This is a genomic window from Rhodovibrio sodomensis (genome assembly GCF_016583645.1).
In the GTDB taxonomy this organism is placed as follows: domain Bacteria; phylum Pseudomonadota; class Alphaproteobacteria; order Kiloniellales; family Rhodovibrionaceae; genus Rhodovibrio; species Rhodovibrio sodomensis.
Genome location: NZ_NRRL01000130.1, coordinates 1 through 12,399, shown reverse-complemented (window position 1 = coordinate 12,399; position 12,399 = coordinate 1). Strand labels below are relative to the sequence as shown.

The window sequence follows — 12,399 nt, the reverse complement described above, 5'->3', positions numbered from 1 at the left end:
TCCGGCAGGGCGACGGTGAGCGTGGCCCGCCCGTCCGCCGCGAAGGCTTGGGCGAGCGCGAGGTTGCGGCGCTGCGGCCCGCCCAGGTGCGGGGCGTGGATCACCGAGAGGACGCGCGGCGGGCTCACGCCAGGCGCTCGCTCAACCAGCCGACGCCGTCGACGAAGCCGCCGACGTCCGCCCTTGGCGCCAGACGCGCCGCGCCGTCGGCGAGCCGGGCGCGCGTGGCCGGCTCAGCGCTCAGGCGGTGCATCGCCCGCGCCCAGGCGTGCGCGTCGCCTGGCGCCAGCAGGTACCCGCTGCGGCCGTCCTGGACCAGCGTCTCCGTCGCGCCGACGGCGGTCGACGCCAGCACCGGCACGCCGAGGGCAACCGCCTCGTTCACCGCGAGCCCCCAGGGCTCTCGCCAGCTCGCCAGCAGCAGCGCCTCGGCGCGGGCGAGCGTTGCGGCGACCACGTCGGGCCCGACGAACCCGGCGAAGCGCACGCCCGGGATGCCGCGCGCCTGGGCCGTCAACGGCGCGCGCAGCGGTCCGTCGCCCAGGATCGTGAGCCCGGCCGGCGCGTGCCCGCTCGCCGTACAGAAGCGTCGGTAGCGGACATAGGCGTCGAGCGCGCCGGCGACGTTCTTCTCCGGCGCCAGCCGCGCCACCACCACGAAGCCGGGTGCCGGCCCGCCGGTCCACGGCGTCGAGTTGGCGAGCGCCCGTACACGGGCGACCGAGATCCGGTCGTAGCCGTACGCGATCGCGCCCGCCGGGACGCCCAGCCTCGCAAGGTAGCCGGCTGCCCGGCCGGCCGCCGCCAGGCCGCCCCGGTACGGCGCCAGCAGCGCGCGCTTGGCCACCCGGCGCGGCCAGGCGTCCGGGGCCGCCTCGGGCGCCCAGCTGTCGCACATCACCACCGCCGGCACGCCCGCCCGGCGCGCCCAACAAGCCGCCGCGAGCACGTGCGGGCGCGGCCAGTTGCACAGGAACAGGACCCGCGGCCGGACCGCGGCAAGGGCGCCCAGCAACGCCCGGGTCCGCGCCCGTTCGGACAGCGCCTCCAGCGGGGTCGCGGGCGCAAGCGTGCGGTGGTCCCACGACCGGCTCTCGGGGGCGGGCGGCCACGGGTAGCGCCGGCTCGCCCCGGCAAGCGCGATGCCGGTCACCGCGAAGCCGGCGCCCGCGAGCGCGTCCAGCCGGTCCAGGTGGTACGGGGCGAACTGCGCCCACACGAACGCCAGCCGGGCGCGGCTCACGGGAACGCCTCCGCCCTCCGGCCGTCCTGCTCAAAGCGGGCGGGCGACAGCCGCCGGAACACGGTCGCAAGCGCCCAGCAGGCCAGCACCGGCAGCAGCATCCACATGCCGAACCGCGCCAGCGACACCAGCGCCCCGTCGCGGAACAGCTGGATCGTGGCCGGCAGGAAGGCGGCGTAGGCGAGCCAGGCGTACAGGCTGCGTCCGGGCCGCCACAGCCAGCGGTGCGCCAGCCCCAACAGCGCCCCCGCCGCGGCCAGCGTCAGCACGACCCCCGGCCAGCCCAGGCTCATCCAGCCGTCGCCGGGGAGCGACCGGGTGCGGCCGTGGAAGCGGCCGTGATCGTTCAGGTTGAACAGCCGGATCGGCGAGCCGACCGGTTTGTCCGGCCACAGCATGCGCGGCACCGGGCGCGTGAACAGCTCCAGATGCTGGGTGAACTGGCTGTACGTGCCGGTGTACGCAGGTACCCGGTCGACGATGAACGCGAGGTAGTCGAAGTTGGCGAAATCGGGCGTATCCATGAGGTGGCGCGGCGGGGCGTACGTCCGCGCGATCGGGGCGTGCGTACGCCCTTCGACGCCCAGCGTCCGCAGCGCGTCGCGATCCAGCCCGACCCAGGTGAACAGCGCGATCACCGGCAGCACCGCCGCGGCCGCCTTCAGCCGCGGCCACCGCCGGCCGGCGCGGGCCAGCTGCAGCAGCAGGAGCATCACCAGCGCCAGCACCACGCCCCAGCGGCTGCCCAGGTACAGCCGGTAGCCGACGAACAGCAGGAACGGCACGTACGCCCACCAGCGGAAGCGCGCGGCGACCACGCAGAGCACCGACAGCGGCGCCAGCAGGTTGTGCGCCTTGACCAGGTAGGCCGTGGTGCCGGCGAACACGGTGAAGCCAGTCGCGGCGTCGCGCAGCATGCCGGGCGCGCCCGTCAAATCGCCGGAGCGCGCCGCGTGCCGGCCGAACAGCTGCAGGTCGAGGACCGCACCATAGAGCGCGACCGGCAGCAGCAGGGCCGCGACCCACGCGAACGCCCGCCGGTCCAAGCGGTCGAAGCGCCATGGCCGGTCGGCGAACCCGGGCCGCGCGGCCCCGGCGAGCAGGCTGGCCGCGGCGAAGCAGACCAGCGCGACGCTCGCCACCGCGAGGGTGCGGACGAAGACGTCGGGGGTCGGGGTGAAGCCCATGTAGCGCCACTGTCCGTCGAACCCGGCCAGGTGGACCAGCAGCGGCCGCACCACGAACGCCAACAGGTGGAACAGCAGGTAATACAGCAGCGGATGGAACGCGCTCGCCCCGCGATGCGCCAGGAAGGCCGCCGCGACCGCGCAGAACACCGCGACCTGAAGCGACAGGCCGAGCGCGATCACGCCGCCACATCCCGGCGTTGCGGGTCCGGCCGCGGCACCCCCAGCCCGGGCCCAGGCCCGAGCCCGAGCCCGAGCCCGAGCAGAGCGCGCGCGTCGGCGCGGTAGTCCGCCCAGCGGCGTGGAGGCGTCGCCGCCGCCGCGGCCTGCATGCCGGCCAGGCGTCCGGGATCGTCGGCCAGCTGTCGGACCGCGTCGCGGATCGCGGCGGCGGAGACCTCGGGCAACAGCAATCCGGTGACGCCGGGCCGGACCACCAGGCCGGTATGCGCCGACTGGATCAGCGCCAGTCCGGCGGCCTGCGCCTCGTACGCCACCACGGCGCTGCCCTCGAACAGGCTGGGCAGGACCAAAACGTCGGCCCGGGCCATCGCCCGCGCGACCTCCCGGCGCGGCACCGGCGGCCGGTGCACCGCCCGCCCCGCGAGCGGGGCGAGCGCGGCGCGCGGCACATCCAGGCGGCCCAGCAGGGTCAGCCGGGCACAGCGCGGATCGATCTCGGCAAACGCCTCGATCAGCGCGCCCACCCCTTTGCGCGGCTGCACCGTCCCAGCGAACAGCACCTCCAGCGGCCGGCCGGCGCGCGGCGGGCGCGACCGCGGCGCGCCCCAGATCGTCTCGTCCGAGCCATAGGCGAGCAGGCGGATCTTGTCGGCGCGCAGCCCGCGCGCGGTCAGGGTGTCGCGCGCGAACGGGGAGCCAACCAGCACCATATCGGCGCGCTCCAGCTCCCGGTCCGCGCGCTCCAACGCACGCGCGTCGGGTAACGGCGGGGCGTTGCGGTAAAGCGCGGGATAGCGGGCGCGGTCCCGGGCCAGAACGTCGGCCAGCGCGGCCGGATGCCCGATCGACTGGTCGAGCACGCAGCGGATGCCGCGCGCGTTCGCCCACCGGAAGCTCTCGAGCGCGCTGTCGTTGTGGGTCCACAGCAGGTCGACCGGCTCGGCCATCGCCCGGGCGATCACGTGCCGGGCGAAGCCGGCGTTGCCCCAGCGGTTCACGGCCGCCCCCGCGCGTGCGCGGCCGAGCCGGCGCAGCGCGATCTCGACCAGTTCGCTGATCCCCGCCCGACGCAGCAACGCGGGATCGAGCGCGGGACAGCACCGCCGGCCGAGCTCGCGCGCCAGCCCGCGCCCCAGGGCACCGGGCAGCGCCCGGGCCAGCTGCATCGCCGGCCCGTCGGAGAGCACCTGCACGCTCGACAGGTACCAGGCGAGCGCGCCCGCTTCCTGCGCCGCCAACGCGCGCTGCCAGCTGTTCTGCGCGCCTGGATGGAATACGCCCACGCGCATCACGACGCGCTCCGCCGCCGCACCCGACGCACCGGATACGCGCGGTCGGGGATTTTATGCGCTAAACTGCCCGCGATCGTATCCGCGCTGTGAGAGAGGCGGCCGTGCTGCGCCCTGCCATCCTGGCCCTCGTGCTGCTGGCCCCGGTCGCCCTGGGCGCGGCGCCCGCTTGGGCCTGGGCGAGCCTGGCATGCCTGCTCGCCGGCCTGGCGATGGTGCAGGGCGCCCTGTCGATCGCGGGCGCCGCACACGCGCAGCCATGGCCCGTGCCGGGCTGGACCGGCGTGCCGCTGGCACTGCTCGCCGGGCTCGCGCTCTGGCAATTGACCGCGCAGGCGCCGGTCCATCCGCTGCGCCTGGCGCTCGCCGACGCGCTGGGCGATCCGGCGGCCCTGCTGGCGACCCCGGTGCTGCACCGGGCGGAGGCGCGGGACGCCGTGGTGCGGGTCGCGGTGCCCGCCGCCGTGGCTTGGCTCGCGGCGCAGGCCTGGGCCGGCAGGCCGGTGCGCCCAGCCCTGGCCGCGCTGGCGCTCGCCGGCGCCGGGGTCGCGGCCCACGGGCTGGCGGCCCACGCCCTGGCGTTGGACCAGGTGCTGTGGCTGGCCGGCCCGTTCCATGCCACGCCGACCGGGCCGTTCGTGGCGCGCGGGGCGTTCGCGGCCTACCTGACGCTCGCCATGCTGGCCGCCGCCGCGCACGCGCTGACCCTGGACGCGCGCGCGTCCGGCCTGCCGACCGTGGCCGCCTGGGCGATCATGGGATGGGCGCTCGTCGCCAGCCAGTCGCGTGCGGGACTTGCCGCCGCGGTGGCGGCGCATCTGCTGCTGCTTGCGCTTGCCGTGCGCGGCCGCTGGCTGGACCGCCGGCAGGCGGCCGCCTGGGCCGGCGCGCTGCTCGCGGTCGCCGGCCTGGGCGCGGTCGCGACCGGTCTGGACGGGCGGCTGGCCGAGCTGCCGGCCGATCTGGAACATCGTCTGGCGGTCTGGCAGGCCAGCCTCGCCGCGATCGCCGAGCGGCCCTGGCGCGGCCACGGCCTGGGCAGCTTTCCGCAGCTTTACGAGCTGTACCCGATCCCAGCCGCCGCGCAACCGGTGGTCAGCGCGCACAGCGTGGCGCTGGAATGGGCGGCGGAAGCCGGCGTGCCGGGCGCGCTCGCCGTGTTCGCGGCGCTGCTGGGTACGGCGGTCGCCTTGCGGCGCAGGCCGGCAGACAGCCCGGCCGTGCTGGCAGCGCTGCCGGCGCTCGCCGCGGTCGTGCTGCAAGGCGCGGTCGATCCGGGCCCGCAGGTACCGGGCGTGGCTGCGACCGCCGGCCTGCTGGTCGGCCTGGGCCTGTCGCGCGGCCGGCTCAGCCATCCGCCGCCCCGGCCAGCCGCGCGGTAAGGGCGCGTTGAACCGGCTGCAGCCGCCGGGTCCGCGGCCCGCCCGGCTGGCCGCGTCAAGCGCCGCCCGCACGGCCGGGTCGGGCCGGCCCAGCCGCCAGCGCACCAGCGCAAGCCGGGTCCACGCGTAGGGATCGGCCGGTGCCGCGCCCAGCGCGGAGGTCAGCGACCGTTCCGCCGCGCGCAGCCGCCCCCAAGCACCGGGATCCGCGCGCTCCGCCAGCAGCAGGTTCGCCAACGCCAGATCGGCCCCGTCGCGGGGATCGTCGCGCCACCGGGCCGCCGCGCGGCGGCTTTCGGCCAAGCGGCGCAGGTCCGCCGGGTCGACCGGCGCGCCCGCCCGCAGATCGCGCAGCACGGCGTCGCCCGGCAGGCGGACCAACGCGGCGCCGGCCACCGGCAGGGCCAGCCAGAGCCAGCCGGCCCCCAGCAGCAGAACGGCCGCGCCAGCCACACCGTGCGCGTAGCGGCGCGCGCCGCTACGCGCCGGCATAGTAGGACCCCCGGCGCCCGAGCCAGCGGCCGGCGCCGCTGGCCTCGCGGGCGTGCTGACGCGGATCGACCTGGACCAGCGCCGCGCCCGCCAGCTCCGCCCCGGTCTCGCGCAGCAGCGTGACCGCGCGGCGCACGCTGGCCCGCGGCGTCCGCGCCCAGCGCACGGCCAGCACGGTGGCATCGGCCCGGGCCGCCAGCGTGCGCGGGTCCGCGACCGCGAGCACCGGCGGCGCATCGACCAGCACCAGATCGAACTCGCCGCCCAGATCCGCGATCAGACCGCCCAGCCGGTCGGACTCCAGCAGCCGGCCCGGATCGCCCGCGCGCCCGGCCGGCAGCACCGCGAGCCGTCCGTCGAGCCCGGGGGCCGGGTCCCGGTGCAGCGCCTCAGCCATCGTGCACTGCCGGGTCAGCAGGTCGCTCAGGCCCGGGACCGCCGGCACGCCCAGCGTGCGGGCCACCCGTGGGTAGCGGACGTCGGCGTCGATCAGCAGGACCCGGCTGCCCGCGCGCGCCAGCACCCGGGCCAGCGCACAGGCGAGCGCGGTCTTGCCCTCCCCCGGCAAGGCGGAGGTCACCAGCAGGGTGCGCGGCGGGCGGTCGATCCCGGCCATCAACACGGCGGTGTAGAACCCGCGCAGCGCTTCCGCCAGCGCGCCCGCCGGTTGCGCCAGGACCCGGCCGGCCGGATCGCGCCGGGCGCGCGGCACCGTCGCCAGCACCCGCAGACCGGCCAGACGTTCCAACTGCTCCGCCCCGCGCACGCCGCGGTCGAGCGCTTCGCGCAGCCCGGCGAGCGCGACCGCCGCGGCGGCCGCGGCGAGTACGCCGAATCCCGCCAGCAGCGGACGGTTGGGCGCCGCCGGCTGGTGCGGCGGGTGCGCGCGGGCGATCAGCTCGGCTGGTTGGCCCGGCGACCCGGCGGCGATTCGCGTTGCCTTCAGCCGGGCCAGGAAGGTGTCGAACAGCGCCCGTTCCGCCGCTGCCTCCCGTTCCAGCTGCGCCAGCTTGACCTGCGCGCGGCCGAGCGCGCCGGTTTCGGCGTTGACCTGCTGCAGCTGTGCCTCCAGCGCCGCCGCGCGTGCGCGCGCCAGCGCCGCGTCCTGGCGCAGCCGCTCGGCGATCCGGGACATCTCGTCGTCGATCAGCAGCCGCACGTCGAGCAGCTCGGCGTTGGCTTCGCGCAGGCGCGGATGGCGCGGGCCGTAGCGGGTGGCCAGCTGGGTCCGGGCGCGCGCCAGTTCCATCGCCTGTTGACGCAGCCCGTTCAGCATCTGCGAGGTCAGCAGCCCGCCGAGGCTTTCGGCGATCCTAGGCTCCGGTGCGCCCGCCGGTTCCGCCCTGCCCGACGCGCTTTCCGCCGCAGCGGCCCCCGGCGCGGCATCCTCGGGCGGCCCTGGCTCGGGCGTCGCGGCGCTGACCCGCTGCAGCCGCGCCCGGGCGGCCGCGGCGTCCACCCGTGCCTGGGCCAGCGCCCGGGTCAGTTCGCCGACACGCTCGCGGGTCGCCATCGTCCCGGGCCCGCGCTCCGCCAGCCCGGACTCGATCCGAAAGTCCGCGACCGCCGCCTCGGCGGCCTGGACACGCCGGCGCAGCTCCCCCACCCGCCGGTCGAGCCAGCCGGTCGCGGCCGCCCGGTCGCGTTGCTCGCGCGCGCGCGCCTCAGCCAGATAGACCGACGCGACCGCGTTCGCGACGCGCGCCGCGGCCTCGGCGTCCGGGGCCCGAACGGCCAGCGACAGCGCGCGCGACCGCCCGATCGGGCGGACCGTCAGCCGGTCCCGCAAGACCGCCAGCGTGGCCGCCCGCTGTCGGCTGAGCCGCAGCGTGTCCGGCGCCGGCGGAGCGCGCAGGCCGAGCCGTTCGAGCGGCCCCGGCGGGCGCGCCAGAACCGGGTTGAACGCCGGGTCGTAGAGCAGGCCCGCCGCCTCCACCACGCGGCTCAAGAGGCCGCGCGCCCGGATCCGTTCGATCTCGCTTGCCAGATGGCGGAGATCGCCCAGCTGTTCGGCCGGCGAGCCGGCGGTCGTCGGGTCCGCCTGAACCGGAACCGGCGCGAACATCAAGACCGCTTCGGCCCGGTAGCTCGGCGGCAGACGCAAGACGACCGCCATGACCGCGGCCGTGCCCAGCAGCGTCACCAGGCAGATCAGCGCGCGTTGGCGCCACAGCATGCCCAGCAGCTGCGCCACCTCGGTGCCGTCGGGCTCCGGGCCGGGCAGACCGGACCGCGGGGCGCCGGCGGCGTCCGGGCCGGGCGGCGGCAGCAGCTGGAGGTTTCCATGCATCGCCAGCGTCACTCCAAAAGCGCGCGGACGCCCCACGGCTAGCGCAATTGCGGCGTCGCCAGATCGGCGGTTCCGGGACGCACGGTCCGCTGACCCGAGAAACTCGGCTCTGTGCTGTCGGCACTGGGCCCGTCCAGCGCGGCCCCGGGTAAAGCCCGGACCAAGTCGGGTACGGCGCGTTCCGGCGATCCCGGCGGGGCGCCGCGCAGGCCGGCCGTCGCCGGGTCGAAGCCGGCGAGCGCCAGCGCCCGAGCGACCTGACCGTCGGCGTCCGGCGCCCGTGCCAGCACGCGTCGGCCGATCGCACCGGCCCGGTCCGGGTCGCGTCCGGCGTGGACGACCAGCAGGCCGGCCAGCCCGTCCACGAATGCCGGCGTGCCCAGATCGACCAGCTGCGCATCGACCAGCCGCGCGACAGCGACCGGCAGCGCCGGCGCCGCCTGTGCACGGGCCGGTCCGTGCGGCCCCGCGCAGGTCAACGCGACCAGCGTCAGCGCAAGCCGGCCGCGCAGGCGGCGGACACTTGGTCGGAAGCTGTCGGACAACAACATCTCTCAGCGCGATCTTGCTTATTCGTTTTCAACCTTCGGAGACTACGAGGAAACACCTGTCGATTGCAATCCGAAACCGGTCTCCCGCTTGAGTTTACTACCTGACCGAGTGTCGTTTCTGGGGCATTACACGCAAAAGCGGCGGGCGGGTCAGGCAAGCCGCCGGGTTCAGCTGGACCGCACCGGGCGTTCAAGGGCCGGGGCTTTACGCCTTGTTAAACAAACTGACGCATCGTACCGCTCCTCAGGCCACCGACGGGCGACGGGAGAGCTGTCCAGCATGAATGTGTACCGGCCGGAAGAGCGCCGGCTTGTCCTGCGCCTGCTGGCGTATTGGGACGACCTGCGCGGCGACCGCGACTACCCGCGCGCCGACGACATCGACGCTTCGACGATCGGCGACGACTGGGCGCAGTGCTTTCTGCTGCGCCTGGGCAGAACCAGGGTCGGGGACAGCCGGGTCCTGTCGGTCGGCGACGGACTGTTGAGCGACCTGCCGGACGGCGTCCCGGCGACGCTGCGTCAGGTGCCCGAGACGGCCCTGCTCCATCACGCCGCCGGGTTCGTGCAGCAGACGCTGGACAAGGGCGTGCCGGTCAGCCTGGGGGGCGAAGCGGTGCTTGCCGACGGCAAGACGCTGTTCCGGTCGATCCTGCTGCCGCTGTCCAACGACGGGTCGACGATCGACCATCTGCTGGGCGCGGCCAACGGCCGTCCGGTCGGCGCGGAGCCGGCCTTGGGCGCCGAAGAGCAGGCCGGCGCATGAGCACCGATATCGCCTACGAGTTGCACAGCTTTTCAAGCGGACGCTGGAAGATCCAGGGCTTCTTCGACGACCGCGACCTGGCGCTCTCCGAAGCCCACCGGATGGAGGAGGCGCGCCGCTTCCCGGCCGTCCGCGTGGTCGAGGAGCGGTTCGATCCGGCGACCGGCGGCTACAAGTCGCGCACCGTCTACCGCTCCAGCACGGTCGACCAGCACAACGAGAGCGCGCTCAAGGAACGCGCGGACACCCGCCGCGAGGTCCAGGCGACCCGGAGCGCGCGCACGGAAGCCGCCGCCAAGCCCGGCAAGCCGGAAAGTTCCAGCCCGGCGCTGACGATGATCGCGCTCAAGGCGGTGCTGCTGTTCGCCCTCGGGTTCGCGGCGATCTGGGCGATCAACCACTACGCCGGGGCGTAGACCGCGTCTGTCGCCCGGGAACGATCCATGCCGAGTGAACGCCGACTGATCCGCTTCGCCCCGACGGAGGTGGAGGATGCCCTGCGGCGGTTCGCCCAGGAACAGCAGCGCACCATGCCGGACGGCAAGGTCACCGGGATAGCGTACGACGTCGAGAGCGACGAGGGCGTGAGCGCCCGCGTTCAGTTCGAGGACGTCAAACCCCCGATGCATTTCACCGCGCTGGAGATGGCGGCCGCGCTGATCGCCTACTGCCGCAAGGTCCAGGTCCCGATCCCCAAGCAGGGCCAGAAATCCCTGCACAGGCACAACGACACCCTGGTCCTGCAGATCGACGTCAAACCGCGTTAGCCCGACACCGCCCGGGTCCGACCGGACTTGGTTAGATCAGTCGCGCGGGGCGTACTTGCTAAGGATGCGCTGCAGGGTCCGGCGGTGCATGCGCAGGCGCCGCGCGGTCTCGGAGACGTTCCGGTCGCACTGCTCGTAGACCCGCTGGATGTGCTCCCAGCGCACGCGGTCCGCGCTCATCGGGTTGTCCGGCGGCTCGGGCAGGTCCTCCCCCTGGGCCAGCAGGGCGGACGCGATCTGATCGGCGTCGGCCGGCTTCGACAGGTAATCCACCGCCCCGGCCTTCACCGCCGCGACCGCGGTCGTGATATTGCCGTAGCCGGTCAGCACCACGACCCGACATTCCGGACGGTGCTCCCGGATCTGCTGCACGACCTCCAGGCCGTTGCCGTCCTCCAGCCGCAAATCCACGAGGGCGTAGTCCGGATCGGTCTCATCGGCAATCTTGATGCCGTCCTCCACGCTGGTTGCGGTGGAGACCTCGAAGCCCCGCTTCGCCATCGCCCGGCTGAGACGGGTCAGGAAGCGCTCGTCGTCGTCGACCAGCAGCAGCCGGCCCAGGTCGGCCGACTCATCCGGACCGCCGGACGCCGTGGCCCCGGCACCGGGCGCCTGCACGCCGTCCACGTTCTGACCCTTGAGGTCCATCCGATCGGTCATGGCGTTACCCTTTCATCTTGCCGTCCGGGGTCGTATCCGAGCCGCGTGGTCGCCCCGCCTCCGACCGGTGCGGCTTCTTCCAGCCGCGCGCGCGGCCAGCGGACGATCGCCTGCGCACCGCCTTCCGGGCGGTTGTCGAACAGCACGTCAGCGCCGGTGCGCGCCAGCAGCGTGCGCGCGATGAAGATGCCCAGTCCCATGTTCTCGCCGCCCGAGTCCCGACGCCGCGTCGACAGGTACGGCTCCCCGATATATGGGAGTATTTGCGGATCGAAGCCAGGGCCATCGTCCAGGATGGCGAGTTCCGCCGTGCGCGAGTCCCAGCGCGCCTCCAGGATGACGCGGCTTGCGGCGAAGCCCATCGCGTTCTGCACCAGCGTGCCGATCGCGTGCAGGATCTCCGGCTTGCGCTGCAGGGTGGGCTGGCGGGTGCTATCGCGCGGCGCGGTGTTCACCTCGAGCGCGATGTCATCGCGCTCGAACGGCTGGGCGGCCGACTGCGCCAGCGCGGACAGCGGCAGATCCCAGAACGATGCGTCGCCCCGGTCGCCTTCCGGCTGCGCTGCCAGCCGGGCCAGGATGTCCCGGCAGCGCTGGCTTTCCTGCAGCAGCAGTTCGGCGTCCTCCTGCAGATCGCTGCCCTCGGGCACCTCGCCGCGGATCTCGCGCGCCACCACGGCGATCGTCCCCAGCGGGCTGCCCAGTTCGTGCGCCGCCGCGGCGGCGAGCCCGCCCAGGGCGGACAGGCGCTGCTCGCGCGCCAGCGCCATCTGGGTCGCCGAGAGCGCGTCGGACATCCGCTGGGCCTCGGCGGCGAGCGAGAACACGTAGGCGGCGATGAATCCGACCGCCAGCACCAGCGCCGCCCAGATGCCCCCGATGTAGAGGTCAGGCAGGTCGAGCCCGCCGTTGCCCCAGGGCAGCGGCGCGTGCACGAGCGACAGCACGCTCGCCGACAGGATCGCGAGCCCGGCGAGCGCCAGCGTGCTGGTGCGCGACAGCACGCTCGCCGACACCGTGACAGGTGCCAGGATCAACAGCGCGAACGGGTTGGCGAGGCCGCCGGTGAGCGCCAGGAGCGCGCTCAACTGGACCAGGTCGACCGCCAGATAGACCGCCGCCCCGCGGTCGGTCAGCCAGGGCGCGCCGCGGTGCGACCAGGCGGCCTGCAGGTTGACCGCCACCGAGGCCAGCACGAGCAGCCCGGCGGGCACGATCGGCAACGGGTATTCCAGACCGACGTAGACGATCGCAAGCGCCGCCGTCTGCCCGCCGACCGCGATCCAGCGGATCAGGTTGAGCGTGCGCAGCCGCACGCGCCCGCCGTCGGCAATCGCGCTCGCTGTCGGGGTCAGGGTGCGCAAGCCGCGCTTCAAGCTGGGTTCCGCATCGGCTGTCATGGCCCCGCGACAATGGCGTGTCGGGTCGCTTACGCCAAGCCTTACACGTCAAGTGTGCGTTGCAGCACGGACATGCCCCAAGGCCGGCCGATCGGATTAGCCTTGCCAGAGGAAGGGCCCTGGCCCGATCCCGCAGCCCGCGCCATATTGCGCGGTATGATCGCCCAGCCCGCCCCCGCCGCCGTCGCC

General features: G+C 74.7%; 11 protein-coding genes. 4 read left to right on the top strand and 7 right to left on the bottom strand.

Translation table 11 applies throughout. The annotated features are described in order from the left end of the window. Nucleotides 1–124: 124 nt before the first annotated feature. From CKO28_RS23850 to CKO28_RS23840, 3 genes are read right to left on the bottom strand one after another with little or no spacing between them, the layout of a single operon-like run. Entirely contained in the window at nt 125–1,243 is a 1,119-nt protein-coding gene (locus CKO28_RS23850) for a glycosyltransferase (protein WP_200343395.1), read from the bottom strand. After that, a complete protein-coding gene (locus CKO28_RS23845) occupies nt 1,240–2,613 on the bottom strand; it encodes a hypothetical protein (RefSeq protein ID WP_200343394.1) in 1,374 nt (457 codons plus the stop codon). The genes CKO28_RS23850 and CKO28_RS23845 overlap by 4 nt, the downstream gene beginning before the upstream one ends. Further along, nucleotides 2,610–3,902 carry a glycosyltransferase family 4 protein gene (locus tag CKO28_RS23840; RefSeq protein WP_200343393.1) on the bottom strand — a complete coding sequence of 431 codons (1,293 nt, stop codon included), beginning with the start codon at nt 3,900–3,902 and terminating at the stop codon, nt 2,610–2,612. The genes CKO28_RS23845 and CKO28_RS23840 overlap by 4 nt, the downstream gene beginning before the upstream one ends. A gap of 104 nt (nt 3,903–4,006) precedes the next feature. Here CKO28_RS23840 and CKO28_RS23835 point away from each other — a divergent pair, with 104 nt between their 5' ends. Beyond that, the gene (locus CKO28_RS23835) at nt 4,007–5,284 is read left to right on the top strand and encodes an O-antigen ligase family protein (RefSeq protein ID WP_200343392.1); all 1,278 of its coding nucleotides are present in this window, start codon (nt 4,007–4,009) and stop codon (nt 5,282–5,284) included. Nucleotides 5,285–5,762: 478 nt separating this feature from the next. Here CKO28_RS23835 and CKO28_RS23830 read toward each other — a convergent pair whose 3' ends face one another. Next, the gene (locus tag CKO28_RS23830; RefSeq protein WP_200343391.1) at nt 5,763–8,066 is read right to left on the bottom strand and encodes a polysaccharide biosynthesis tyrosine autokinase; all 2,304 of its coding nucleotides are present in this window, start codon (nt 8,064–8,066) and stop codon (nt 5,763–5,765) included. A 38-nt stretch (nt 8,067–8,104) separates the two neighbouring features. Then, the gene (locus tag CKO28_RS23825; protein ID WP_200343390.1) at nt 8,105–8,611 is read right to left on the bottom strand and encodes a hypothetical protein; all 507 of its coding nucleotides are present in this window, start codon (nt 8,609–8,611) and stop codon (nt 8,105–8,107) included. 286 nt (nt 8,612–8,897) lie between these two features. Between CKO28_RS23825 and CKO28_RS23820 the strand changes: the two genes are divergently transcribed. The 3 genes from CKO28_RS23820 to CKO28_RS23810 are packed head-to-tail and all read left to right on the top strand — an operon-like array spanning nt 8,898 to nt 10,150. Continuing rightward, the gene (locus CKO28_RS23820; protein WP_200343389.1) at nt 8,898–9,383 is read left to right on the top strand and encodes a PAS domain-containing protein; all 486 of its coding nucleotides are present in this window, start codon (nt 8,898–8,900) and stop codon (nt 9,381–9,383) included. Then, nucleotides 9,380–9,799, top strand: coding sequence for a hypothetical protein (locus CKO28_RS23815; RefSeq protein WP_200343388.1), 420 nt, complete (start codon nt 9,380–9,382; stop codon nt 9,797–9,799). The genes CKO28_RS23820 and CKO28_RS23815 overlap by 4 nt, the downstream gene beginning before the upstream one ends. Before the next feature lie 27 nt (nt 9,800–9,826). Then, complete coding sequence (locus CKO28_RS23810) at nt 9,827–10,150, top strand: hypothetical protein (protein ID WP_200343387.1); 324 nt, start codon at nt 9,827–9,829, stop codon at nt 10,148–10,150. Nucleotides 10,151–10,186: 36 nt separating this feature from the next. On the opposite strand, the gene CKO28_RS23805 is transcribed toward CKO28_RS23810, so the two are convergent. Together CKO28_RS23805 and CKO28_RS23800 are read right to left on the bottom strand one after the other, a co-directional pair. Next, complete coding sequence (locus CKO28_RS23805) at nt 10,187–10,810, bottom strand: ActR/PrrA/RegA family redox response regulator transcription factor (RefSeq protein WP_242480782.1); 624 nt, start codon at nt 10,808–10,810, stop codon at nt 10,187–10,189. Further along, nucleotides 10,807–12,186 carry an ActS/PrrB/RegB family redox-sensitive histidine kinase gene (locus CKO28_RS23800; RefSeq protein ID WP_242480781.1) on the bottom strand — a complete coding sequence of 460 codons (1,380 nt, stop codon included), beginning with the start codon at nt 12,184–12,186 and terminating at the stop codon, nt 10,807–10,809. Before CKO28_RS23800 ends, CKO28_RS23805 begins: the two co-directional genes overlap by 4 nt. Between the last annotated feature and the right edge of the window lie 213 nt (nt 12,187–12,399).

Excerpts from the sequence above, each read along its gene's own strand:
- CKO28_RS23840 (WP_200343393.1), bottom strand. The coding sequence starts at position 3,902 with ATGCGCGTGGGCGTATTCCATCCAGGCGCGCAGAACAGCTGGCAGCGC.
- CKO28_RS23830 (WP_200343391.1), bottom strand. The coding sequence starts at position 8,066 with ATGCATGGAAACCTCCAGCTGCTGCCGCCGCCCGGCCCGGACGCCGCC.
- CKO28_RS23820 (WP_200343389.1), top strand. The coding sequence starts at position 8,898 with ATGAATGTGTACCGGCCGGAAGAGCGCCGGCTTGTCCTGCGCCTGCTG.
- CKO28_RS23815 (WP_200343388.1), top strand. The coding sequence starts at position 9,380 with ATGAGCACCGATATCGCCTACGAGTTGCACAGCTTTTCAAGCGGACGC.
- CKO28_RS23810 (WP_200343387.1), top strand. The coding sequence starts at position 9,827 with ATGCCGAGTGAACGCCGACTGATCCGCTTCGCCCCGACGGAGGTGGAG.
- CKO28_RS23805 (WP_242480782.1), bottom strand. The coding sequence starts at position 10,810 with ATGACCGATCGGATGGACCTCAAGGGTCAGAACGTGGACGGCGTGCAG.